At 59.1% G+C, this 23837-nt stretch carries 21 protein-coding genes; 13 read left to right on the plus strand and 8 right to left on the minus strand.

What is annotated here, in order from left to right:
• Positions 1-112 precede the first annotated feature (112 nt).
• Both AC57B1_RS23990 and AC57B1_RS23995 read right to left on the minus strand, forming a co-directional pair.
• Positions 113-712, minus strand: a complete 600-nt coding sequence (locus tag AC57B1_RS23990) for an NADPH-dependent F420 reductase (protein ID WP_408351986.1) — start codon at positions 710-712, stop codon at positions 113-115.
• A gap of 87 nt (positions 713-799) precedes the next feature.
• A complete protein-coding gene (locus tag AC57B1_RS23995; RefSeq protein WP_496419317.1) occupies positions 800-1555 on the minus strand; it encodes an SDR family NAD(P)-dependent oxidoreductase in 756 nt (251 codons plus the stop codon).
• Positions 1556-1817: 262 nt separating this feature from the next.
• Between AC57B1_RS23995 and AC57B1_RS24000 the strand changes: the two genes are divergently transcribed.
• The 3 genes from AC57B1_RS24000 to AC57B1_RS24010 all read left to right on the plus strand — a co-directional run bounded on the left by AC57B1_RS24000 (position 1818) and on the right by AC57B1_RS24010 (position 4796).
• Entirely contained in the window at positions 1818-2669 is an 852-nt protein-coding gene (locus tag AC57B1_RS24000; protein ID WP_496418905.1) for a phosphohydrolase, read from the plus strand.
• A gap of 238 nt (positions 2670-2907) precedes the next feature.
• Entirely contained in the window at positions 2908-3321 is a 414-nt protein-coding gene (locus AC57B1_RS24005) for a DUF305 domain-containing protein (protein ID WP_496418906.1), read from the plus strand.
• Positions 3318-4796 (plus strand): YncE family protein, encoded by a 1479-nt coding sequence (locus AC57B1_RS24010; protein WP_496418907.1) that lies wholly within the window; start codon positions 3318-3320, stop codon positions 4794-4796. Before AC57B1_RS24005 ends, AC57B1_RS24010 begins: the two co-directional genes overlap by 4 nt.
• A gap of 43 nt (positions 4797-4839) precedes the next feature.
• Here the strand turns inward: AC57B1_RS24010 and AC57B1_RS24015 are convergent, their stop codons facing one another.
• Both AC57B1_RS24015 and AC57B1_RS24020 read right to left on the minus strand, forming a co-directional pair.
• Entirely contained in the window at positions 4840-7431 is a 2592-nt protein-coding gene (locus tag AC57B1_RS24015; protein ID WP_496418908.1) for an ATP-binding protein, read from the minus strand.
• Between the two features lie 270 nt (positions 7432-7701).
• Positions 7702-9249: a winged helix-turn-helix domain-containing protein gene (locus AC57B1_RS24020; RefSeq protein WP_496418909.1), complete on the minus strand. Its 1548-nt coding sequence runs from the start codon at positions 9247-9249 to the stop codon at positions 7702-7704.
• A 722-nt stretch (positions 9250-9971) separates the two neighbouring features.
• Between AC57B1_RS24020 and AC57B1_RS24025 the strand changes: the two genes are divergently transcribed.
• Positions 9972-11150, plus strand: a complete 1179-nt coding sequence (locus tag AC57B1_RS24025; RefSeq protein ID WP_496418910.1) for an MFS transporter — start codon at positions 9972-9974, stop codon at positions 11148-11150.
• A 43-nt stretch (positions 11151-11193) separates the two neighbouring features.
• Positions 11194-12468 (plus strand): epoxide hydrolase family protein, encoded by a 1275-nt coding sequence (locus AC57B1_RS24030; RefSeq protein WP_408351965.1) that lies wholly within the window; start codon positions 11194-11196, stop codon positions 12466-12468.
• Positions 12469-12535: 67 nt separating this feature from the next.
• Here AC57B1_RS24030 and AC57B1_RS24035 read toward each other — a convergent pair whose 3' ends face one another.
• The gene (locus AC57B1_RS24035; protein ID WP_408351962.1) at positions 12536-13468 is read right to left on the minus strand and encodes a LysR family transcriptional regulator; all 933 of its coding nucleotides are present in this window, start codon (positions 13466-13468) and stop codon (positions 12536-12538) included.
• A 143-nt stretch (positions 13469-13611) separates the two neighbouring features.
• Here AC57B1_RS24035 and AC57B1_RS24040 point away from each other — a divergent pair, with 143 nt between their 5' ends.
• From AC57B1_RS24040 to AC57B1_RS24075, 8 genes are all read left to right on the plus strand, one after another.
• Positions 13612-14367 carry an SDR family NAD(P)-dependent oxidoreductase gene (locus AC57B1_RS24040; protein ID WP_408351959.1) on the plus strand — a complete coding sequence of 252 codons (756 nt, stop codon included), beginning with the start codon at positions 13612-13614 and terminating at the stop codon, positions 14365-14367.
• 120 nt (positions 14368-14487) lie between these two features.
• Positions 14488-15486 (plus strand): alpha/beta fold hydrolase, encoded by a 999-nt coding sequence (locus AC57B1_RS24045; protein WP_496418911.1) that lies wholly within the window; start codon positions 14488-14490, stop codon positions 15484-15486.
• A gap of 40 nt (positions 15487-15526) precedes the next feature.
• Positions 15527-15925, plus strand: coding sequence for a nuclear transport factor 2 family protein (locus tag AC57B1_RS24050; protein ID WP_408351953.1), 399 nt, complete (start codon positions 15527-15529; stop codon positions 15923-15925).
• A gap of 66 nt (positions 15926-15991) precedes the next feature.
• A complete protein-coding gene (wrbA, locus tag AC57B1_RS24055) occupies positions 15992-16591 on the plus strand; it encodes an NAD(P)H:quinone oxidoreductase (RefSeq protein WP_408351950.1) in 600 nt (199 codons plus the stop codon).
• Positions 16592-16726: 135 nt separating this feature from the next.
• On the plus strand, positions 16727-16858 hold the full coding sequence (locus AC57B1_RS24060) for a hypothetical protein (protein WP_408351947.1): 132 nt from the start codon (positions 16727-16729) through the stop codon (positions 16856-16858).
• Between the two features lie 292 nt (positions 16859-17150).
• Positions 17151-17336: a hypothetical protein gene (locus tag AC57B1_RS24065; RefSeq protein WP_496418912.1), complete on the plus strand. Its 186-nt coding sequence runs from the start codon at positions 17151-17153 to the stop codon at positions 17334-17336.
• A gap of 5 nt (positions 17337-17341) precedes the next feature.
• Positions 17342-17581: a DUF3331 domain-containing protein gene (locus AC57B1_RS24070; protein WP_496418913.1), complete on the plus strand. Its 240-nt coding sequence runs from the start codon at positions 17342-17344 to the stop codon at positions 17579-17581.
• Between the two features lie 1065 nt (positions 17582-18646).
• Positions 18647-19564: a sterol desaturase family protein gene (locus AC57B1_RS24075; protein ID WP_496418914.1), complete on the plus strand. Its 918-nt coding sequence runs from the start codon at positions 18647-18649 to the stop codon at positions 19562-19564.
• A gap of 383 nt (positions 19565-19947) precedes the next feature.
• Here AC57B1_RS24075 and AC57B1_RS24080 read toward each other — a convergent pair whose 3' ends face one another.
• The 3 genes from AC57B1_RS24080 to AC57B1_RS24090 form a co-directional block, all read right to left on the minus strand.
• Complete coding sequence (locus AC57B1_RS24080; RefSeq protein ID WP_496418915.1) at positions 19948-20928, minus strand: hypothetical protein; 981 nt, start codon at positions 20926-20928, stop codon at positions 19948-19950.
• 266 nt (positions 20929-21194) lie between these two features.
• Complete coding sequence (locus AC57B1_RS24085; RefSeq protein ID WP_496418916.1) at positions 21195-22442, minus strand: ABC transporter substrate-binding protein; 1248 nt, start codon at positions 22440-22442, stop codon at positions 21195-21197.
• 73 nt (positions 22443-22515) lie between these two features.
• Positions 22516-23760 (minus strand): DUF1479 domain-containing protein, encoded by a 1245-nt coding sequence (locus tag AC57B1_RS24090; RefSeq protein WP_408187854.1) that lies wholly within the window; start codon positions 23758-23760, stop codon positions 22516-22518.
• Positions 23761-23837 lie beyond the last annotated feature (77 nt).

The following is a 23837-nucleotide window of genomic DNA, read 5'->3' on the forward strand; positions in this document are numbered from 1 at the left end:
AAGGTCTGCCTAAAATTTGACCCGCCTGAGAGCCGACTTCTGTGACCTGCAACGCGCCGGCGCACCCGGCGACGCCGTGCGAGACATGTATCTCGGGCAACCTGAGGCAGCCTTACAGCGCGAGCAGATTTGGGCCTGCCAGCGGTGCGCCGAACTGCTGGATCCGGCCGCCCTCCGCAAGTCCACCGAGATCAATTGGGCAAAAGCCTGTTGACGATAGAATCGACGCGACAATCTTCTTTGCTTCGCCGTCGTCGCTGCAGATAAACATGACGCGGCGCCCACCTGCTTCAGAAGGGTCGCGCTCGAGCACTTTGAAATATAGCGTGTTTAGCGCCTTCACGATTCTGGCACCGGGCAGCATGTCGGCGACTATCTCGCTTGAGGTTCGGCTACCAAGGTCTGCACGACGGAAGTCCGGCGCATAGGTGAGCAACGCGTTGGTTGCGTCGACGACGATCCGCCCGTTCCAATCGATGCCTTTTTGCTGGAGTGACTGAAGCTGTGTCCACGGCAATGCTAGTACTACGACGTCGGCCTCGGTCGCGACTTCGACCGGCGCCGCCGAAGCGCGCGGGCCTAACGACTCTATCAGGCCGGCCAGTGTCTCAGGGCCGCGCCGGTTGCTCAAGATGACTGAGTGCCCACTACGAAGCAGATGTTTCGAGTACGTCTGGGCGAGATGGGCTGCACCAATGAAGCCGACTTTCATGAAATGCTCCTCAAAGATCTGCGATTCGTCCTGGGCGTGCAGCAGAGTAAGCCCTGCGCACGCCCGACACTAAAGCTGGTCCGACGCTCAGACCTGTGCCTGACCACCGTCGGCAGTGATTTCTGCGCCGTTGATAAAGCTCGAATCGTCCGATGCGAGGAACGTAACCACCTTGGCAATTTCCGACGGATCGGCGAGACGGCCGATTGGAACCAGCGACGCCAGATACCCAAGCAGACCATCTTGACCTTCTTTAGTATCTCCACCGAGTCCGGCGAGGCCAGTGGTGCGCGTCGAACCCGGACTCACCACATTCACGCGGATGCCGCGGTCCTTTAGATCGAGCACCCAACTGCGGGCCAGCGCCCGAACAGCCGCCTTCGAGGCGCTGTAGATGCTGAACGCGGGTGTACCGGTCGAGCCTGCAATTGAACCGTTAAGAATGACCGAGCCGCCGCTGCCCATCAACGGCAACGCCTTTTGCACGGTGAAGACAACCGCGCGCACATTGCGTTCGAACGTGTCGTCGAAGTGCTTCTCCGAAATTTCGCCCAGCGCAGCCATCGAGCCGCCACCGGCGTTGGTGAACACGACATCCAGACGGCCCTGCTCGGCACGGATCTGTTCGAACAGGTTGTCGAGATCCTCGGCGCGGGTCACATCGCCCCGTACACCGCGAGCGCCGTTCCCGATCGCGTCGACTGCGGCATCGAGCTCAGCCTGACGACGCCCCGTGATGTACACCTTGGCTCCTTCTGCGGCGAGATCCTTTGCTGCTGCCAGGCCAATCCCAATCGTGCCGCCAGTGACCAGCGCTACCTTACCTTCCAGCTTGTTGCTCATGATTTGCTCCGGGTTATGAGTGTTGATGGGTGCAACTTTAGACATGAGCGCCTCGTTGAAAAATACCCTATCCACCAATTCAATTTCCACGGGCATGGATAATCGTCGCGCGAGATGCGGCATCGTGGCGCGTCGGGAGACCGTGGCTTGCTTAATGTTTTTTCACGAAAAATCAGCGTCCAGACCAAGCTTTATTAATGCGATGCCCTTAGATTAGAGTGATCGGTTGGGCCGCCCGTCTCGTATCTGCGCAGGTGATGCAATGCCTATTGTCTTTGGCGAGTTAATCAGTCTGGTGGCGGACCGGAAAAGAGGGAACGCGTCCGTCATTCCAGAAGAAGCGGTGTACGCGATGCGTGAGTGCTGGGCATTCGTGTCATCCAGCGAGGAGCGTCGCGGCGCGCCGGATTGGCGTCGAAATCAGAGGAGGCATACGTTGAGTCCCAGGAAATCGCGCACAGCTTCAGGATTTCCCCTGCAACTGGCGGGAATCGGCATGCCCCGCAGGCGATTCGCACACTGCGCAGCCGACATCGCGCGGGCTTCGTTGCCCGCCGTAGTGGTCGGGCACGCATACAGAGTCTTCATGTTCGCCTCGCTCGAAGCGAGAAGACTGGACATACCGGTAACCGTGGACCTCCTTTTCGTCTCGGCGCATTTTGCGCACATGGGACTGAGCTCGAGCTACGCGAACTCGACGCAGCGGTACGAACTGGACGGAGCAGATGCAGCAAAAAGTTTTCTGGCAGACGAAGGTGTGAGGCGCGTGCATTGTGCTGCTGCCTGGGATGCGATCAGTCTGCACACAACTCCGGGTGTGACAGAGCGCATGAATGGGCTGACAAGACTTCTCGCGTACGGCGTGCGCGCGGATCTCTTCGGTGACGGGGTCGACCGCGTGTCGCAGATGCAGCGATCGGAAATTCTCGAGGCATTTCCTCGCGGTGGTGACTTCGCTAACCAGTATCTCGAAGCTGTAGGACGGGGCATCATCCATCGACCCGAGACGACCTTCGGTACGGCCAGTGCCGATGTGCTGGAAAGGTACAGCTCCACCTTCTACAGGGGAAACTTCTGTGGCCGCGTACTCGGATCTCGCTGGGACACGACGTAAAACGACTCTGGCGGCAGGAGGCCACGGAGTAGTCTGTCTCGTCGCAACTTTTCGGTTCGCGGTCGCGCATTCCACCAGATGTCTCTTCAGCTTTTTGTATTCACACATGCTTTATGTCGAGTTATCGGGATTCCGTGATCGCCCGAGGCAGTTCCACTCAAACACCTTTTCCCATCGTTGGAATAAAGCCGTTTCGACTGTGTTCGTATATGGAGAAACGCCTTCAAGGAGATGATGAATGCAAGCTCACGGCTGGTTCCCAGGACGATCCACATCAGGCGCTGCGACGCTCGTCCTTCTTGCTTTTCTTTCGCCACTTGCGGTTGCAGCGGGGCCGGTCTCCGGCCCTGAAGCGGTCTATCTGAAGGAAAACGAGGTCGCCATGGACCGCATGATGAACGACATGTCGGTTAGTCCATCGGGTGACATCGATCACGATTTCGTGGCGATGATGATCCCGCATCACCAGGGTGCGATCGACATGGCGCGGGCAGAGTTGCGCTATGGGAAGAGTGAACAGCTTCGCCGGATCGCCCAGGAGATCGTGGTCGAACAGCAGCAGGAAATCGTGGCGATGCACGTCGCACTCGGTCAGGCGCTTCCGTTCCCGTCGCCGGCCCCCGACCAGATGTCAAAGGAGAATAAGCAATGAAACACCGGATTTTTTTTCTGAATGCACTCGCTGCAGCGCTGGTGCTCACGCTGTCTGGAGCGGCTTTTGCAGGTCAGGCCCCGGGTGCGGTCACCGCGCCGGATGTCCCGGTCAGCCATCGCGACCGCGTATACGCGGCTGAGCAGTTTTCCAATACTGTGTCCGTCACTGATCCCGCTGACAACAGGCTGCTTGGCGTGATCCGCCTGGGCGATCCGTCGCCGGGCAATTTCAGCCCGCTTTATCGAGGTCAGGTACTGGTGCATGGCATGGGGTTCTCTCCGGATCACAAGACGCTCGCCGTCGTGTCAATCGGTTCGAATTCTGTCACCTTCATCGACACCGCAACCAATGCAGTCAAACATGTGACCTACGTGGGGCGTTCGCCCCACGAGGCTTTTTTTACCCCGGATGGAAAGGAAGTATGGGTGACCGTCCGCGGCGAGAATTACGTATCGGTTCTCGACTCAACGACGTTTTCGGAAAAGACGCGTATTACGACGCCGGCGGGACCGGGCATGCAGATATTTTCTCCTGACGGCAAATACGGCTACGTGTGTTCTTCGTTCAACCCCGAGACCGATATCGTGTCGGTTGCGGATCATCAGATCGTCGGCAAGGTGAAGCAGGACAGCCCCTTCTGTCCGAACATCGCTGCGACACCGGACGGCAAGCAGGTCTGGTTCACGCTCAAGGACGTCGGGCGCACGCAGATATTCGAGGCGCAGCCGCCGTTCAGGTTGCTTGAGACGCTGGACACCGGTCCCATCACCAATCACGTCAACATCGTGAAGAATGCCAACGGTATGTTTGCGTATGTGACGGTCGGTGGCCTGAACGAGGTGAAGGTTTTCCGGACTGACAGCTATGCGCAGGTTGCGACGATCCCGGTCGGTAATCTGCCGCACGGTATCTGGCCCTCGGGCGACGGTTCGCGCGTGTATGTCGGACTGGAAAATGGCGACGCTCTCGCGGCGATCGACACGCTCACTAACAAGGTCGTCGCGCAGATTCCGATCGGCCAGGCGCCGCAGGCCGTGGCGTATGTGCCGGATGCGGTGCCCGACGGTGATGGAACGCAGAATCTCCAGCCGCTTGGTGTCGCAGGCAACACCGCACATATCCAGATGACATCGACAGGGGGTGGGACGAATACATCGGGCAACGCGCCGACCAGCGTCGCGCTGTTCGATCAGGGTCTGCTTCAGGTGTTGCAGGCGTCGGTGACGGGTCTGAAGCCGAAGCAACCTTACGTGCTCGGTCTCTCTGACAATCCAGACGGCAGCGGCGTGGTCGAGGGGCTGGCGAACTTCATGACCAATCCCGCGGGCTCTGCGATTGTTAATGCGATCGGGCAGATCCGTCAGGTTGTCTCCGTCAACGATCCACAGGCAAAAGGGGCGCGACGCTATCTGGTCATCGCTCCTCAGGTCGATGGCAAGCTAGGTGCGGTGGTACAGGTGCAGGTGCTTTAAGGCGGAGACGGGGTTCCAGTGAGTGCCGCGAGAAGGGCAGCGCTCACTGGCGTTCTTCGATGGCCGGAGCCGATACGGGATCTCCCACCGATGCGCGCAATTCTTTTAGGGTTGCGTGGTACCACCAGCTCCCGTGTTCTACACAATGTTCGAGCGCCGCCTCGACAGTCGTGAGAGCGCGATCGCGCAAGCCGCTGGCATCCAGTGCTCTCGCAAATTCACCGAGAACCATTGGCAGGGGCGACAGGTAGCCTGTTAGCCGCAGTCGCCCGATTGCGCGTTCCATCGCAAAGAGGTCGTCGCGAGACAGGTGGTTCTCCATCGCCCGCGCAATCCACTCGAATGAATCGCAGCACGCCAGCCAAGCACGCAGCCCGGCCTTGCGGCATTCCTTTTCAAGGCCTTCTACCGCGAGCATCAGCATATTGGCGTTTCGATGGAGAATCGCGAGGGGTATAGTGACCTCTATCAGAACATAAGCTAGGGTCAGCTCATGCCCGGCCGCTCTCGCAGTTTCCTCAGCTTCTTCGATCTGCTGCAGGCTGCCTTCCCGGTCGCCGAGAAACCACTGGATGCGGGCTAGCAATGCATATGTTGCCGCAATCTGATCGGTGCGCACGCCAGCCGTCGACCATCTCACTTCCTGCATTGCCGGTGTCGCCAATGCAGCGAGTAGTTCGCCGCGTGCATCGGCATGTCTGCCCGCATAGTGCAACGTCATGCCAATAATTCTGTGGCTTAGGGCAACCTGGAGTGGAGTGCCGAATTCCTTTGCCGCGCGCTGGAATCGCAGCGCAACAGGTAGCGCGCGCGTGGGTCTGCCGGCGTAAAGCTCCAGGTTCCATAGCCCCCAGATCACCCGCAACTGCGTCCCATGATCCTTGGCTGATTCGGCAAGCGTCAGAACCTCCTGCCATGCTGCCTCGACGGAGGGCTGCGGGCCTTCGGTATAAATCAGGGCAGCCGCGTAGATGGACAGAAGTCTTAACTGCGTCTGCTGCAAACGGGGACTTGCTTCAGCCGCGCGCAGCGCATCGATGGCGACAGACGCCCAGTGCTCGCATTCCTCAAGACGTGGCAGCTCGAACAGAATCGGCACAGCCGTTCCGGCGAGATCGATTCCCAATGGAATGTCGCCGGCAGAGCCAAATGCCCAAGACATCGCTGCGCGCATGTTGCCGATTTCGGCGCTAATCACGTCATGCGCATCTTCGATCCTGATCTGCTCAGACTTGTAGGGCCCTCTTTCGAAGAAGTCACGAAAATAAGTGGCGTGAGCCCGAGAGGCCGCAGCGGTCTCACCGTTCTGGTCAAGCAGCGAACGTGCATACGCTCTTGCACTCTCCAACTGACGAAAGCGGCGTGCATTCTGCCGGTCGACGTAGATGAGCGATTTTGCCACCAGCCCCGCGAGCGCCTGGATAGATGCCGCGGTCGATACATCATGCCGGCCCATGATCGCTGCAATGGCTTCGAGCGAAAAACTGTCCGCGAAAATGCTAGCCTGGCGAAACAGAAGCTGCTCGGTGTCGGAGAGCAGCCTGTAGCTCCATTCGAACACCGCCTTCAGGGTCTGGTGGCGCGGCAGCGCGTCGCGGGAACCGCCCGTGAGGATCGCGAACCGGTCGTCGAGATGGGCACGAACCGTATCGAGTCCGAGCGTGGCGGCACGGGCGGCGGCGAGTTCGATGGCGAGCGGAATGCCATCCAGGCGGCGGCAAATTTCACCGATTATCTGCACGGTGGTTCCGTTCACGTCGAAGTCTGCCGGCTGGCGACGCAATCGATGCAGGAAAAGTTTTACGGCGTCGGACTCGAGCGATGCATCGATGTCCGCATCTTCAGCCGGACAGGCAAGCGTTTGGACTGGGTACACTGTCTCGGCGGCAATCCGCAGGGCTTCCCGGCTGGTGGCAAGCACGCGAACACCGGGGTTGCCCGCCGTGATCGTCTGCGTGATGCAGGCGACGCTTTCCATCAGGTGCTCGCAGTTATCGAGAATGACCAGGCACTGCGATTCTCGCAAGCTTCTGGACATTTCCTCGACACTCATCGCAGCGCCGTTAACCACGTCGGAGAAGATCGACAGGATCGCTTCTCTTGCCTGGTGATCGTTTTGAATCGCCGCAAGCGACACGTAGCGGATACAGAGGAACAGGTCGCCGGTGTCCCGGCATGCCTCGATTGCGAGACTGGTTTTTCCGATACCCCCAGCGCCGGTGAGTGTGACCACCTGACTGGACTTGAAGAGATGCAAAAGGTGATCGACAGCGGTGCTGCGCCCAAAGAGCGTATCGACAAATGGCAATCCCAACGAATACACCTTGCTTTGCCGGGGAGCCGACTCGGGTTGCGGCAGCAGGATATAGCCTCGACCAGGCACGGTCTGCAGGAGTTGGCGAGCGTGTCCGAGTGCCCGCCGTAGCGTGACGATCTGCACCTGCAGATTGTTCTCTTCGACGATCGTGTTGGGCCACGCGTGTTCGAGGAGTGCATCTTTGGACACGACTGAGCCACGTTCGGCAATCAACGCTTCCAGAATGTCGAACGCGCGGCCGCTGATCGGGTAGGGCTGGCCGGACCGAAAGATGGTTCGATCCTGAATTGAGACGCGTAGTGGGCCTACCTCTATCAACTGACTTCTCCCTGCGCCGGACAGACGAGGCGCGCGGCGGGTAAGAGCGGCGTCGAAGTCCGCGCGTGAAGCAGGTTAGGCATGAGTTGATCTGGCAAGAGCGATGACCTGGAACTAATAATATTCTCCACCGTATCAGGTCAATTTTCAGAATAAATCGCTGATGCCCCCACTCAATGCAAGGTGATCCACGGCATCTTTAAGCGCCGCAGCACTCAAAATTGCGAACACCCTATGGCATTTTCTCTATCGACGAGCGCCCCGTCTGCCTTACATGTTGCTTCGCGGCCAGGCAATATCATCGACCGCCACGGATGGTGCCGCGTGACGCTTGTGGGAGACGGCGTGGCCGCCCGAGTTGCCAGTTGATACATCGGTGTTGACGTCGCCGGGTTTGTCGGGCCGGATACGCAAAGGAGAACGCAGACCTGCCATCGTTGGGACGCGTGAGGTTGGGCCGACCTGCCTTTGCTGCCACAGGAATCGCCGAACGGTATTGGGAATCCGGTAGGTTACCGACGAGCCCGTGTAGGCGCGGACGACGAACGAACTATCGGCCAAATCGCTAATTGCCTGCAATGCACTTTCCTGTGGGAGCCCCGCTCTTTCGGCGATGCTGCGCAATTCGCGAAGGCCGGCCTCGACGCCTGCGTCCAACAGCCCGGTGAGTATCGTCCTCGGGCTGGCGCCGAGTTCCGCCCAAGTCCACATAAGTGCTGCGCTCAGCGACGCGTGCCGGCTCTCGGTCATACGGCGTACGTCGCTGCCAGATAGGTCGATATTTTGTTCCAGCAGAAGTGAGACGGATTCGATTCCGAGCATGGATGTATGGTGCGCCGCGAGTTCGATTGCGAGCGGCAGACCGTCCATCTGCTCGACGACGTGACGCGCACGCTCCAGAAACACGTCGTCCGTGTCAATTTGCGGATCGAAGCACCGGACCCGCGAGACGAACATGTCGAGCGCGGCGTTCACCGCGCCGCGCGGCGGGACAGCGAGCAGCGAAGGTATCTTGATCACTTTCTCCATCGACACGCGCAAGGGCGTCCGGGTCGTGAGAAGTACAACCGTGCGCGACAGTTGCCTGAAGGTTGCACTGTCGGACAGCGCCTGAATGACTGCGCCGGCGAGCCGGTCACAGTTGTCGATGACGAGGAGTGCGGTGGGGCCGGATGTTCTGGTCTCTGCCGTGCGTGATTCCGTATCGCCGCGCGGCTCGAGCGCGGCGCCAATCAGGTCATAGGCTTCGCGCTCGCTGGAGCGAGCGGCGAGTGACAGATACGAAACGCTGATTTCGCCCAGACCGGCAAACCGCCGTGCAACTTCCAGCGCAAGCCGTGATTTGCCGACGCCTGCAGGACCCGCGAGGGTAATGACTGCATGGTCTCCCTCGGCGATCGTCGAAGTCAACCGGTCAACGCATGTTTCCCGACCATATAGCGGGCCGTTTTCAAGGGGGAGGCTGAGGTCGGGTTCAGGTAACGCTGCCGGATGCGCGTTGCTGGAGGCAGGCAGGGTGTCAACGACAACGGCTTTGGGTCTTGCCATCATGTATCCGCGTCCCGAGACCGTCTGGATCAGATGGCGGTTCTCCCCAAGCAGGCGCCGAAGCGCGCAGATATGGACCTGGATATTGTTTTCCTCGACAACCGTGGATGGCCAGACCTTGGCGAGAATCTCATCTGTTGGAATGACCGCCCCGTTGGCGTCCAGTAGCAGTTGGAGCAGGTCGAACGCGCGGCTGCCAAGACGGACAGCGACGCCATCCCGTAGGACCTGTCGCGAATCGCGGACTACTTCCAATTCACCGATTTTCATCAGGGCAACCTCGATAGTGGAATCAGACCGCTGCGTTCTCGAATAAAAGACGCCTGCACATCCCTGGCTGGATGGCTGTGGTGATGCCGTCTCGGCACGACGACACACCACGTAGCCACATGCGCGCGTGTAATGACGCACGGCACTGTTTCCTGACCGGTCTTCCCTGGCCAGTCATGGTAGACACCGATGGCGCCCAGGCCCGCGATCTGACCGAGTACGAATTATGTCTCCACATAATGAATTTGCAACGACATATTGCCGCCGACTGCACGTTTTCATAAATGTTAAGGATCTGGCAAGGAAATTAAGCGCGACTTTTCGAATACTCGTGGCATCGATGCGACGAGTTGGCCACTTCCCTCCACGTAAGGGTTTTGTTCTTCTTTCGTGGACTGCCCGGAGCGGCTTGTTGGCTCGCCGCGCCGGAATGGCAATCAATTCAAGGGCACTCAGGAGGGCTATCGGTGGCGTTTATGGTGCTCCCCGTGTCGTTGCCATAGGCCGAATTCGCGGTACTGCTGTACGCGCCATGGTCAGTGCGGATTATCCACAGCCGTGGAAAAAGAATTGGCTGGAAGCGCATTTTTCCGCGAGCGGTTTATCTCTACAGTCACGCCATCAACATTCACCGGATCCAGACGATGAGCGACCCATTAACCCGATTCGTTATACGGCGCGAGCCCGCAGGGACTACGGGTGCCGTTCCGGGTTGGACGCCCGTGCTCACTCTGGCCGCTGAAGCGTTCGTGATGGTTACCAGTGAGATGCTCCCTATCGGCGTACTTAGCCAGATGGCCAAAGCTTTGAGAATGAGCGGAGGCACTGCCAGTGCGCTTGTGTTCACGCCAGGGATCATGGCGGCGATTGCCGCCCCGCTCACGGCAGTACTCGCGCGACGGGCCGACCGCAAGGTACTCCTGCTAGCGGTCGGATTTGCAATCGTCATGTCGAACCTGCTTGTCAGCGTCGCGCACGGTTTGTCCCTGGCAATCACGGGTCGTCTCCTGCTTGGTGCCTGTGTCGGTGTGTTCTGGGCCGTGTCACCGTCGATCGGCCGCCGGCTCGTTGCGGCGGAACACGGAAACCGGGCTACTGCCGTCGTTCTTGTGGGCATTTCGTTGGGTGCCGTGCTGGGTGTTCCGGCGGGGACAGCGATCGCCCACGCCGTGGGGTGGCGGATCGCGTTTGCACTCGTTGCCGCTGTGACGCTTCTCATGGTTATGGGACAACACTTTCTGATCCCTTCGCTTCCTCCCGGGCCTGCGATCCGGCCGTCCCAGTTGCTTGGCGTGGTGCGTATTCAGTCGGCCCGGTTTGCGCTGATCGCGACTGCGCTCGTAGTGGCCGGGCACTTTGCCGCCTACACGTTTATCGAGCCTTATCTCAAGGGAGTCGTCGGGATGCGCCAGGCGGCGGTTGTCTGGCTGCTGTTCGTATATGGTGCCGCGGGTGCTGTGGGCACCATGGTTGCAGAGCGTGCCGCAGCTATCAATGTACGTCTCGCGTATCTGCTGACGGCCATTGCCTTAGCCCTCGCGCTTGTCATCGCGGGCGTCTGGACGGGCGCGCCCGGCATAGCGGTCGTCTCGCTGATTGCCGTATGGGGACTCCTGTTTGGCGCCATTCCGGTTTGCATCCAACTCTTTCTATATGAAGTCGCACCACTCGATCTTGACGCGTTCCCGGCGACGCTGGTTTCCGTGTTTCAGATTGCCCTTGCAGCAGGGAGCTGGCTTGGTGGACGCGTCGTCGATGACTTCGGGATCACTTCAGCTTTCAGGCTGGCAAGCCTTCTGTCTACTGTCGCTGCCGCATTGCTGGCCGTAGTGGCCGCGAGCCATGCCCGCCGTGAGACAACAAAACGTGTGAGCTCCAGCACAACACTCCTCGACAAATAACTCAATGAAAACGAATCTTTCTTTCGACGCACCGCAACCTGACATGCGTCGTCGTACCCTGATGCAGCTGGCTTCCGCACTCGCCGCGCTGCCGTTCCTGAATACTGCCAAGGCGGCCACTAGAGGGGCTGCCAGTGCACCCGCAGCCTTTACGATGCCCGCAGCCACTGAATCGGTGACCCCGTTCCGTGTCTCGGTTCCGCAAAGCGTGCTCAACGATCTCGACCGTCGCCTCGCGACCGTGCGCTGGCCTGATCAGGAGACGGTACCTGGTTGGACCCAGGGTGTGCCGCTCGACTCGGCGAAAGAGCTGATCAGATACTGGCAAACGAAATACGACTGGCGCCGTTTCGAGCGGCAGCTCAATGGCTTTCCGCAATACCGTACTTCTATAGACGGGTTGGGGATCCACTTCATCCACGTGCGGTCGAAGCATTCCAATGCAATGCCGATCATTCTGAGCCACGGGTGGCCGGGTTCAGTTGTGGAGTTTCTTGACATCATCGGGCCGCTTACGGATCCGACCGCTTATGGTGGCAACGCGGCAGACGCATTCGACGTAGTCATACCTTCGATGCCAGGCTTTGGCTTTTCCGACAAACCTTCGGCGAAGGGTTGGGACGTCGTGCGGACTGCAAACGCGTGGGCAACCTTGATGACCCGCCTCGGATACAGGCGCTGGGTTGCGCAAGGGGGTGACTGGGGATCGGGCGTGACGCATGCACTCGGTCACATTCGGCCCGAAGGCCTGATTGCCGCCCACGTGAACTGGCCGTTCGTCTTCCCGCAAACGATGCCTGCGCATCTGACGCCCGAGCAGCAGGCGGCAGTAGACGGCGCGGCGAGGTTCACGGGCGAGGGTGGGGGTTATTTCAAAGAGCACGCAACCAAACCGCAGACGATCGGTTATGCGCTCGCGGATTCGCCGTCGGGCCAGGCCAACTGGATGTACGAGAAGTTCTTTGGTTGGGCGGACAACGCCAATCTTCCCGACGGCCACCTTGCATTCGACAAGATACTCGACAACGTCACGCTCTATTGGGTTACCGATACGGCGACTTCTTCCGCCAGGTTCTATTGGGAAGCGACCCAGGCGGGCTTGTCGGGGTTCAGCGGCGGCACCATCGAATTGCCGATGGCCGCGACGATTTTCCCTCGTGAGATCTATCGCGCGCCGAAGGATTGGGCTCAGGCCGCGTGGCCGAATCTCTTCTACTGGTCGGAAGTGAACAAGGGCGGCCACTTTGCCGCAATGGAGCAACCAGCCCTGTTTGCGGAGGAAATGCGCCTCGCGTTCCGCAAGATGAGAGCGGCGTGATTTGTCGCCGCACGCTCACCTGCATTTCGTAGTCGGCGGCAGACGTCACGCGTCGATTCCGGCCCGGTCACGCGTGCCGGGACGGAGCGGGCGTGCTGTCGTACGGTCTGAAGACTTCGATGACCCAGTCGACAAATACCTTCAGACGGGCACTGTTGTACTTCGATTGTGGGAAGACGATATGCATCGGATGCAGTGGTCGCTTCCATTGCGGCAGGACCTGAACGAGATCACCGTTTTTCAGCCACGGCTGCGCCATGAACGAAAACGTCTGTCCGACACCGAGTCCGCTTACCAGCGATGTGAGATGAGCCGTGCTTTCGTTCACGAAGACGCCTCTCGCTCCTTTTGGATCGACGGTGATCGTTTCGTTGCCTTGCTCAAAAAGCAGGGTGAATACTCGACCGTTCAACGATGAAAAATAGCCCACCACTTCATGGCGTGCGAGCAGATCGTCGGGATGCGATGGCGTGCCGCGTTCGGCGAGGTAGCTCGATCCGGCATACGTGCCCCATTCGAGCCCTGCCAGGCGCCGCGCGACGAGCGACGTATCGGTCAGTTCACCGCCACGGATTACGCAGTCAACGCCTTCACCGATCAGATCGACCTGACGGTCGCTCACACCAACGTCGAGCTGGATTTCGGGGTATCGCTTGCGGAACGCCGGCAGGTGCGGAAGAAGGATCAGGTTGGCGAGAGACGAGCCGATATCGACACGGATACGACCGCGCGGATTGCCACGAGAGTCGGCAAACAGACCATCCATCTCGTCGATGTCGGCGAGCAGCTTGACCGCGTTCTGATAGTACGTCTGGCCTTCTTCCGTCACCACTACGCGACGGGTTGAGCGCTGGAAGAGCTTCACACGAAGATGGGTTTCCAGTTCCTGAATGAGTTTGGAGACCGTGGCGCGCGGCACGTTCAGGGCGTCGGCTGCCTTGCTGAAGCCCCCTGATTCGGCAATCCGTACGAACACACGCAGCGCTTGTAGCTGATCCATTGATTCTCCCTCGTAGCAGATAAGTTTTCAGTTTAACGATTATCCATTGAGGTGGAAAATCAATTCGCTGTAGCAGGGTTTATCCGCGTCTCAGAGACGTCTATCGTCACACCCATCAACACTCAACAACCCGGAGCAAAATCATGAGCAAGAAGCTGGAAGGTAAGGTAGCACTGGTCACCGGCGGCACGAGCGGCATTGGCCTGGCAGCAGCAAAAGACCTCGCTGCGGAAGGTGCGAAGGTGTACATCACGGGGCGCCGCCAAGCTGAACTGGAAGCTGCAGTGGAAGCGATCGGGCACGGTGCTCGCGGGGTGCGGGGCGATGTGACACGCCCCGATGATCTCGATACGCTATTTGCAGAGATTAAAAAGAACGACGGTCGTCTGGACATTCTCTACACCAACGCAGGTGGCGGCACGATGGCGCCGCTGGGCGATATCTCCGAGCAACATTTCGACGACACGTTCAATCGCAATGTGCGAGCAGTTGTGTTCACCGTGCAGAAGGCGCTCCCATTGATTCAAAAGGGTGGCTCGATCATCCTGACGGGTTCAATCGCGGGGTCAACAGGTACGGCGGCGTTCAGTATTTACAGCGCCTCGAAAGCGGCGGTCCGCGCTCTGGCCCGTAGCTGGGTGCTCGATCTGAAGGACCGCGGCATCCGGGTGAACGTGGTCAGCCCGGGCTCGACGCACACGATTGGCCTGGCCGAGCTCGGTGGCGATACTAAAGAAGGTCAAGACGGTCTGCTTGGCTACCTGGCCTCGCTCGTGCCGATTGGCCGCCTCGCTGACCCGTCGGAAATTGCCAAGGTGGTCACGTTCCTCGCATCGGACGATTCGAGCTTCATCAATGGCGCAGAAATCACCGCTGACGGTGGTCAGGCGCAAGTCTAAGCGGCATGCTTAAAGAATGAGGTCGCTGCCGGACAGCGCGCGTACCAGCGCCGTCCGGCAGTGTCTTGCGGGTCCTTCTACCCATCCCGCTTCCTCATCGCATCAATCAAGAGTACATACATGAAGAATGCAATCCTGAATCTTGCAGCAGCCATCACATTAGCTGGCCTCGGCGGCACAGCACTGGCAGCTCCCATTAAGTCGCAGGCTGATTCCGTTAGCGACACCGCGCTAGTCAAGACCCTTCCGGGTTTCCGAAATGCCTATGCCCAGGTCAATAGCGTTCGCCTGCACTACGTGATTGGCGGCAAAGGCGACCCAATCGTGTTGCTGCCGGGTTGGCCACAAACCTGGTGGTCCTATCACAAGGTCATGCCCGCACTCGCAAAGAATCACACAGTTATTGTTGTCGATCTGAGGGGCATGGGCACCTCGACGAAACCTGCCGATGGGTACGATAAAAAGACAATGGCGGCGGATATCCATGCACTCGTTGAACAGCTCGGATATGACCGCGTCGACCTGATTGGGCATGACATTGGCTCAATGGTCGCGTTCAGCTACGCGGCAAACTATCCTCAGGCGACCCGACGGCTGGTGATGATGGACGTTCCCCATCCCGACGACAACCTGATGAAGTGGACACTGCTTCCTGCAGCGGGCACGTTTGGGGACAAGATCGACGAAGCGCACCCCTACCCATGGTGGTTTGCGTTTCACCAGGTCAAGGGCCTTCCCGAGGAGATGCTTGCTGGTCGGGAAGAAGTAGAACAGCGCTGGTTTTTCCGCTATCTGGCAAAGAACGACAGTGCGCTTGATGCACGAGATCGTCGTGTCTACGCAGCCGCCTATGCGAGTCGCGACGCGATCCGGGCGGGTGATGCCTGGTACCAGGCTTTCCCTCAGGACGCGCTGGACGACGAGAAATTCACGAAGCTGACATTACCGATCCTCGGCCTTGGTGGACCTGGTTACGGCTGGCTTGCCGACACGCTTAACCGGCATGCGACGAACGTCAAGACGATCAAGCTGGACGACAGCGGTCATTTCATTGCGGAAGAGCAACCGCAGGAAATGCTCAACGACATTGACGAATTTCTGAAAGCCAATCCCGGCTGAGCATTGCGCTTGAGCGTCACACATCGATATGGAGCAAAAAATGGACACCGCAGTCATCCTGCTAAACAAGTACATCCAGTCAATCCGTGATCCGAAGGCGGCGGCAGCGTTGTTCGCCGAAGATGGCGTTCTCGAACTTCCTTATTTATCGAGTCTTGGCCCGACAACCGGCGCGCAAGGCCCGATAGCCATCGAAAAGTTCATCACGGGACTTCTTAACAAGGTGCCAGATTTCCGGTTCACGAATGTCCAGATTCTGATCGACACGCCGATGCAGGCCTTCGGCGAGTACTCGGTAGAGGCACTGGTGCCGTCCACGGGAAATGTCTACAAACAGACGTATGCCGGGCGTCTTGTTGCCGAGAACGGAAAGATCAAGCTGCTCCGCGAGTCGCTCGACACGATCGCAGCGCAGAAGGCGTTCAGTCCAGCCAGCTAGGCGGGAGACTGACAGATACCAGGAGCAGTCTGCAGTCCCTTACGTCACTTTTTTGTCGGAGACAACATGGCACGCGTTCTCGTTTTGTATTACTCGACGTACGGTCACATTGAATCAATGGCGAATGCAATCGCCGAGGGCGCTCGAAGCGCCGGCGCAACCGTCGATGTCAAACGGGTCCCGGAGACGGTACCCCGTGAGATCGCCGAGAAGGGTCATTTCAAGCTCAACCAGACTGCGCCAGTGGCAACAGTAGACGAACTTGTGAACTACGACGCGATCGTGATCGGAACAGGCACGCGGTACGGCCGTATGTCCTCGCAGATGGCCACATTCCTCGACCAAACCGGTGGTCTCTGGCTTAGAGGCGCACTCAACGGCAAGGTCGGAGCGGCATTCGTTTCGACGGCGACGCAGCACGGCGGACAGGAAACCACGCTTTTTTCGTTGATTACCAACCTGATGCACCTTGGGATGGTAATTGTTGGGCTCCCGTACAGCCATCAAGGTCAGATGACCCTGTCCGAAGTGGTCGGCGGAGCACCCTACGGCGCAACGACGATTGCTGGTGGCGACGGCTCGCGACAGCCAAGTGAGATTGACCTCGAAGGCGCCCGCCATCAGGGAAAGCTCGTCGCGCAGACTGCGGCAAAGCTGTCGGCCTGACGATGAACGGAGCCGTTTCTGGCCGCCTGGTGTTCCCGATACCTGGCGCGGTGCCTGTCGGACGGCGATGCGATCGACGGACACGTCGCGAGCCTGGCGAAGACCTGTTGGCGGACGTTTAACAAGCCGGCCGCCATGCTGAAGCACGCTCAGGCGGCCGGCGCGCAGTTGCGCTGTCCGTTTCCGTTGTATCGACTCAGCCACACCGAGCTCGTCCTGCAGGCGGATAGCACGCTGACGCTGTTCGTAGGTGTCGGTCTGCGGTGACGCGACCGAAGGCGGACGCAGTATATGGTCAGCGGTCGTCGGTGGTGCAGGGTGCGGCGCGCCACGGCGCCTCATCGACCATGTTCTAGACGCAGATTCGAGCCGATTGCGCGGTGCCTGTAAATCTCGCGCGGCATACGAGGCCGCGCATTTTCAGGTTGGCCCGTCGTTGGACGATCTCAACGAACACAATGCCGATTATGTCGACGCTGAACTCAATTTCGGCTTGTAGAAGCAGATAGTTTCTTGTGCAACCTCTCGTCAGAGTGACGGTTCAGAAGAGGTGAAGGGCATGAACAATTCAGACCTACGCGCGGTAGTATGCGTGGAAGTCGCAACCGTGCAAATCAGTCGCGCGCCCGTATGGGATTACACGATCAGCGCCCTGCTGACTGGCTGTTGCGTACCCGCGAATCGCGACTATGCGCGCGACTGGTTCAACGGAACCACGCACGCGCGTCGTCATCGCACGTTCTGATCGAAGTGGTCGAGCGCCTGTCGGATTCGACCATTGCAGTGCTATGGCAGGACCCAACACGTTGCCGCTATATCGACCAAGTATGGATCAGTTACCAGGCATGCAGCCGGGGACATTGCGCGCTGACAGGCACACTAATCCGGCGCGGCGATTCCATTTACAAGCCGAGGGCTCGCGGAATGATACCGGCCAACGCCGAAGCGATGATAGTCGCGTCTGTAATAACGGCAAGGATGGTGGATTAGGTTTTGAGTGTCCGCGATTCCATTTGAACGATGCGACTTCTTTTGCGGGCGCAACGCCCGATGCCTAAACCAAATAGAACTCTCATGAATGCGGACGTCATCGGCGCCGATTCGAGCCCCTGCCCATCAGACCACGCCATGCTTTATCGCCGGAGCAATCCGGATGTTTCCAGCCGACAATTGTTGCACTGCCGTTCGCTGAGTCGATCCCATGGTGCCTATTCCACAGCACAGGCTCCAGCCAGGAGTCAACGGATTTGAGGGGCGTGAAGTCTGGCGCCGTACCCAATTCGGCGGCGAAGCCAGGTTCTGCGCGTAGCAATCGGCTGACGATCCCGGCCACCTGTCGATAGAACACCAGACCGTCGGCTCAGACCGGCAACGCGCTAAAGCGAACGATTGCGCGAAGGTCCGCCGTACATTGGAAGCTGCCGTTGAAGGTGCAAGGGATCGAAGTGCCGTTGTGGGTCGACAAGAGGCGTTCGACTTTTTTCTACGGCGGCCGCTCGCAGAAACATCTGCCCTACCCGGAGGAGCTACTGCTGCGATCGACATTTGCCGCGCGACCGACATTTAACAATGGGTCGTTCATCTGCGAGAGCGGCGGGTGAATGAGAGTCTGTCTTAGCGCAGGGTTCTGCGACATATGGAGATGCCTGGTCGGTGGACTGTAGGGGCGCCACGTATGTTCTGGCCGAGCTTTTCCGCGCCGTGCGCGCTCCACACGGTGCAGATATCGGGACGGCTAATTCGTCGATTTGGGGATGCCTACAGCCGCAGCGGCGCTGAGGAGTGGGGCCGGCCGCCCACCGATTCCCGCGCGGCGGGGCAGCGCAATGGACTGACGGTATCCACCGAAGATACGATTCGGGCAACGGTGCTGGGGAGACAAAAGCGACTGGCAGTCTTGCCTGCAAAGGCTTTGAGCCACATGACATGCGGTGAAATAACTTTCGCATAGCCTGTTGCGGGTGCCATAGATACAGTGCGCATATCGGATGCGATGCACTGTTCCACACCTCACCGCAGACGATATCCCCCGGTCACTACCGTTATGGCATCGTCATGGAACAACTTGGAAAATTCTCGCTATATGTCACGGCTTTCGTAATCGCCGTATCGATGGTCGAAGCCGTCTGGCTGAGTCGGAGAAACCGCAATGCGGCCACGCCATTCGCGTGGTACGAAGTGTGGCTTTCGCTGGCCGACGTCTTCGCGCGCAAGCTGCTCGCGCTGCTGCCGCTATCGCTCGCGACACCTGTGTTTGCGCTAGCCTGGGAGCATCGCATCTTCACGGTGGAACTCAATAGCGCGCTGATGGTGCTGGCGCTCTTCATCGGTCAGGAATTCTGCTACTACTGGTATCACCGCGCGTCGCATCGCATTCGCTTCTTCTGGGCCACGCATGCCGTGCATCATTCGCCGAACCAGTTGACCCTCTCAACCGCATACCGGCTCGGCGTGACGGGCAAGCTGACGGGCTCGGCGATTTTCTTCGCGCCGCTCGTGTGGCTCGGCGTGCGTCCGGAAGTCGTTCTGCTAACGCTCTTCTTCAACCTCATGTATCAGTTCTGGCTGCATGCCACGTGGATTCCGAAGCTCGGTTGGCTCGAATATGTGTTCAATACGCCGTCCTCGCACCGCGTGCACCATGCGTCGAATGTCGAATATCTGGACGCGAACTACGGCGGCGTGCTGATTATCTTCGACCGGCTGTTCGGCACTTACGTCGAGGAACGCGCCGACGAACCTTGCCGCTACGGGCTCGTTACGCCAACAACCTCACGTAATCCGTTCGTCGTCGAGTTCGAGCACTGGGCGACGCTAGTGCGGGACGTGGTAAAAGCGAAAAACGCGTGGACCGCTATCAATCACGTTATCCGGCCACCGGGCTGGACGCCGGAAGGCGGAGGCGAAACCACGGAAGAACTGCGCCGCAAGAGCGAGGCCGCACGTCGCGGGTACGGAGTGACCAACAGCTGATCACCTGGCGATTTGTGCACGGCGTGCCGACCAAGCTCCAATCGTTGACGACGCGTACCGGTGATGGGGCGCACGCGGTGCACGCGCGCGCCCCATGTCCATCGCGCCCGGCCATCGCGTATGATCGCGTTGTTTTCCAGGTAAGCATGAAACCCGGGAACATCTGCCTTGATAGCGCGGACGAAGTTTCGGCTGAATGCTGCAACTCTCGTGCCGCGTCAAATAAGTGAATGGCAGTTGTTGAGAAGGGTAAGTATGACATTGAGGCGACTCACGAACTCAAGGCTGGAGGAGACGGCCGCCGGTCACCTGATTTCCGGACGCTAATCGAGTTCCTCGACAACTATTCGAGGCGGCGTGGAACGCATGCCCATTGGCCGCCTTCAGATTGTCTGTGCTGAAAGCCGATAGTGAAGGGTACGCGGCTTTCCGACGAGAAACCTTAGTCCGGAGCGGTCCGCGAGTGGGTGGCTAGCAGGCGGGACCACGACGCGTCCTAGATCAAAGAAACTGTTAGCCGGCTCGACGCCAAGCGCGAAGTTTTTCCCGCACCACGGTGCGTGTGTCCGGCCGCCGTTGCTAATCCAAAGCAAAGCATCTGGAAGCTCTTCGGCATTCCAGTCAAGCAGAACGTCGGCGCCGCTGGCTGCGTACCTCAAAACAAAGGGCGGTTGGCAACCTGCAATCTGCAAGATTTCTTCCGTCGCCACCGGCAGGGGCAACTGGGTCACATCTAGAGATCCGGTTGCGGTTGGAAGCGCCGTGAGCGATGTGGCAGTGCGGTCCGGCAAGATCTTTGATACCCCTGGCTCTACAGCGGCCGGGTAGCTATGGATTGCCTCATGAGGACACCCGAGGATTTGAACACCCTCGGGCGGTACAGCAAATGTCGGGTGATGGGCCAGCGGCAACATGACGTCTCGCCGAACGCGGACCGTCAGCGAGACATCGAGAATCGGTGCATCGGGATTAGCTTCGATGACACGCTCAAGACTCTCGATCTCGCCGTTTGCCGGGTAGTCAATTCGAAGACGGAGGATGTGCGACGTCTGGTCCACCGGTTGCCAGAGATGGTTTGATCCATAGCCGTGATCCCAGTTGTCGGGGCAATTCAGTAGGTCAAAACCTCTCGGCAGGCCACTGGGAGGGTGAACGGTACCAAACGGAACACATGGCCATTCGCCGCGCAACGCCCGCATAAGTCCAGGCCACCGCGCATCGTCACCCCACGGGGCGACATGGAGCGGCGAGATGCTTCGACCTCCGCCGAGTTCGAATCGGACAGACCCGAGCATTGCGCCCAGCGACTGGACCGTTGCTTCGCCGTGCTCCCACTTCAATGTCCAACGAGTCATTGCATTCACGGATGGTTTTCTCCGGCAGTTCTCACCAGCCTGGCCTACGGATCGTCAATACGGGCGTCGGCATATTCTGTCGTGTCGCAGCGCATGAGCGACGGGTCAGCAGGGGCGCCATAAGCGGATCCCCGGCGAAAAGAAAGCCCGCGCAAATGGCGGGCTAAATCCACATCCTGGAGACATGGAGGAGACATTCATATAGGTCACCCGATTTCCTTCGAATGACCTTGCACGACGGCTTGATTTTGTCGAGGCGGCTTCGAAATTCGCACCTATTTGATCTTCGCTGCAGCCGCGACCTTGCGCACCGCCTCTTGCGGGTCTTCATTCGAGTTCATGAAGCCCGTCACAACGTCGGTAATCGCGCCTTCGGTGGCAGACGACTGAACGTCACCAAATGCGAACGACGGAAAGAACGTGTTGGATTTGATGGTGGATTGCTCATCTGCGTATGACTTCTTGGCACAGGCGTCGAACTTGTCCATTGAAACATCCTGCCTGACCGGAATCGAACCCTTGTAAAGACTGAATTGTTCCTGCAAGGCGGGCGACATGATTGTCTTCGCCAACGCAAGCTGTCCAGGCGTCGCGTCCTTCTTGCCGTTCTGCTGGAAAAACACGAACGAGTCTACTGTGTAGGTGAAGGCGTTCGACGTACCCGGCGCAGCCGCGCAGATATAGTCAACGTCGGCTTTCTTGTTCGCATTGGCAAACTCACCTTTCGCCCAGTCCCCCATGAATTGCATCCCACCCGATCCGTTGATGACCATGGCAGTCGCGAGATTCCAGTCACGGCCGGTCGAGCCTTTGTCGAAGTAACCTTGAATCTTCCGGACAGTCTGGAAGACCTGCAACATCTGCGGCGAAGTGAGTGTTTTCTGGTCGAGCTCCATCATGGCCTTGCGATAAAAATCCGCACCCTGAGAAAGCACGACCGTCTCCCAGATGGTCATGTCTTGCCAAGGCTGGCCACCACGCGCGACGGGCGTAATGCCCGCAGCCCGGAACTTGTCGGCTAGCGCGAAGAACTCGGGCCATGTCGTCGGCGGCTTACCACCCACTTTATCGAGTGCGGCTTTGTTGATCCACAGCCAGTTGATCCGATGCACCGAGAACGGCGCCGCCACATAGTGGCCCTTTGACATCATGGTCTTGTTGATCTGCGCGGGAAGTTGGGCTTTCCAGTCAGTAGCGGACTTGTCTATATCGGCCAACACACCTTGATCAGCCCAGTCCTGTATCAGCGGCCCCTTGATCTGCGCAGCCGACGGCGCGTTACCGGACATGACCTGTGTCTTCAACGCCGTCATGGCCGCCGCACCCGCCCCTCCGGCTACGGCGAAGTCTTTCCACTCGTAACCCTGCTTGTTCATGTCGTCCTTGAGCACTCTGATTGCCTTCGATTCGCCCCCAGAGGTCCACCAGTGCAATACAGAAAGTGACTCGGCAGCACTTGCGACCTGTGCGCCTGTGGCAAGCACCGCAGCGACGATTGCGGCTGACATGACTGTTCTTTTCATGGCTGTCTCCGTTAGTTTTCTTTATGAATCACCAGGCAGGCGCACGCCATGATGGCGTGCGTTTTCGTAGCGCTTACAGATCGAAACCGAGTTGGGCCTTCCCGAGCGGCGTCAGATCTTCGACAGTAGCCCGTCCGACAAAGTCGACTTCGAAATGGTCGGTCGGGAAGTCAGGCGGGCTTTTGCCCTCAAGGAAGCTAGGCAACTGGCGCTTGAGGTATTCGTCGTTCTTGGCACACGCGGGCGCCGACGCGATATACATCACGTTGCTGTAGCCTGCGCCGCGGTGCGCGTCTTCCACTGCGTGGATCACGTCGCTATGCCAGAACACGGTGTCGCCCGCCTGCATGTGGGGAATCGATGAGAGCGCGTCGAAAAGCGGCGCATGAAATTCCGGCTTGATGGAGAGCGCGCGACCTGGCATCGCGCCGCACAGGTCGTCATCGGCCACATCGTCCTGAAGGGCGCGCAACAGGATATAAGCCATCGAATTTGCAATCGGCACGAGTTGCAGCGTGCCGTCGCCAGGGCCTTGCGGCGTCAGCGCGGTCCAGCCCTGAAACGTGCGGAACATCGAACATACGGCGGGAGATGCAATCTCTTCTACGTCCGGCCGGAACGCGGCGTCGAACGGATCATATTGACGCCAGTTGCCGTCGAACACATGCCGGTAGACCTTGCGGAAATTCGCCTCGATCCACCGCTCGACCGAGCCGCCGTCGCAATGCGCGGACAAGCCCAATGACTCGGAGCCGGGCGGCCGGCGACGCATCCGGTCCGCGTAGACCGGCACTCGCTCTGGATCGAAATGGATCCGGCCTTCACTTTCATTGCGCCACAACCGGTTCAGAAAGACACGGGCCGCAGTCAGCGACGGCGCCTGGCGCGCGAGGACCTGCGGCTTTGACCAGTACACGCCGTAAATCTGCGGCTTGCTGGATGCGAGCTGGCCAAAGTATTTGTCCTCGGCCCGATTCTGCAGGCGCGTATTCAGGTCGTTGCGTTCGAGGTAGTCCGCGATATCGCGGTCCCACCCTTCCACCAGAGCGCGGTCGAACACGTTGCGGATCACACACGCTCCACGTGTTTTGACGAGTTCGATTTGCTCGGCGCTCACGCGCTGCTCCGCGATGTCGGAGAACTGGATTTCGGGGATCACGTTTTCGCCGCGACTGCGTTGCGCGGCAATTCTGCTGGCTTCGGCGCGGATCGTTTCATCCACCTCGGCGAAAACATCCCGATAATTCGGAAGTCGTGCGCGAAGCTCCTGCTTGGCCTGCCGGATGGCTGCCGGCAGGTCGTCGATGATGAGTGCCATGGTCGTCTCCTTGTGGGTTCTGCTATACCCGAAGGATAGGCTGACCGTGCACACAAAAGTGATACCATCCAGACAAT

The organism is Paraburkholderia sp. BGA-UO-ETr-F21 (assembly GCF_059567925.1).

What these genes read in the sequence shown, in the direction of transcription:
- AC57B1_RS23995 (WP_496419317.1), bottom strand. Translation starts at nt 1,555, where the DNA reads ATGAGCAACAAGCTGGAAGGTAAGGTAGCGCTGGTCACTGGCGGCACG.
- wrbA (WP_408351950.1), top strand. Translation starts at nt 15,992, where the DNA reads ATGGCACGCGTTCTCGTTTTGTATTACTCGACGTACGGTCACATTGAA.
- AC57B1_RS24000 (WP_496418905.1), top strand. Translation starts at nt 1,818, where the DNA reads ATGCCTATTGTCTTTGGCGAGTTAATCAGTCTGGTGGCGGACCGGAAA.
- AC57B1_RS24060 (WP_408351947.1), top strand. Translation starts at nt 16,727, where the DNA reads ATGCTGAAGCACGCTCAGGCGGCCGGCGCGCAGTTGCGCTGTCCGTTT.
- AC57B1_RS24030 (WP_408351965.1), top strand. Translation starts at nt 11,194, where the DNA reads ATGCGTCGTCGTACCCTGATGCAGCTGGCTTCCGCACTCGCCGCGCTG.
- AC57B1_RS24040 (WP_408351959.1), top strand. Translation starts at nt 13,612, where the DNA reads ATGAGCAAGAAGCTGGAAGGTAAGGTAGCACTGGTCACCGGCGGCACG.
- AC57B1_RS24090 (WP_408187854.1), bottom strand. Translation starts at nt 23,760, where the DNA reads ATGGCACTCATCATCGACGACCTGCCGGCAGCCATCCGGCAGGCCAAG.
- AC57B1_RS24050 (WP_408351953.1), top strand. Translation starts at nt 15,527, where the DNA reads ATGGACACCGCAGTCATCCTGCTAAACAAGTACATCCAGTCAATCCGT.
- AC57B1_RS24065 (WP_496418912.1), top strand. Translation starts at nt 17,151, where the DNA reads ATGAACAATTCAGACCTACGCGCGGTAGTATGCGTGGAAGTCGCAACC.
- AC57B1_RS24085 (WP_496418916.1), bottom strand. Translation starts at nt 22,442, where the DNA reads ATGAAAAGAACAGTCATGTCAGCCGCAATCGTCGCTGCGGTGCTTGCC.
- AC57B1_RS24010 (WP_496418907.1), top strand. Translation starts at nt 3,318, where the DNA reads ATGAAACACCGGATTTTTTTTCTGAATGCACTCGCTGCAGCGCTGGTG.
- AC57B1_RS24075 (WP_496418914.1), top strand. Translation starts at nt 18,647, where the DNA reads ATGGAACAACTTGGAAAATTCTCGCTATATGTCACGGCTTTCGTAATC.
- AC57B1_RS24035 (WP_408351962.1), bottom strand. Translation starts at nt 13,468, where the DNA reads ATGGATCAGCTACAAGCGCTGCGTGTGTTCGTACGGATTGCCGAATCA.
- AC57B1_RS24020 (WP_496418909.1), bottom strand. Translation starts at nt 9,249, where the DNA reads ATGAAAATCGGTGAATTGGAAGTAGTCCGCGATTCGCGACAGGTCCTA.
- AC57B1_RS24005 (WP_496418906.1), top strand. Translation starts at nt 2,908, where the DNA reads ATGCAAGCTCACGGCTGGTTCCCAGGACGATCCACATCAGGCGCTGCG.
- AC57B1_RS23990 (WP_408351986.1), bottom strand. Translation starts at nt 712, where the DNA reads ATGAAAGTCGGCTTCATTGGTGCAGCCCATCTCGCCCAGACGTACTCG.
- AC57B1_RS24045 (WP_496418911.1), top strand. Translation starts at nt 14,488, where the DNA reads ATGAAGAATGCAATCCTGAATCTTGCAGCAGCCATCACATTAGCTGGC.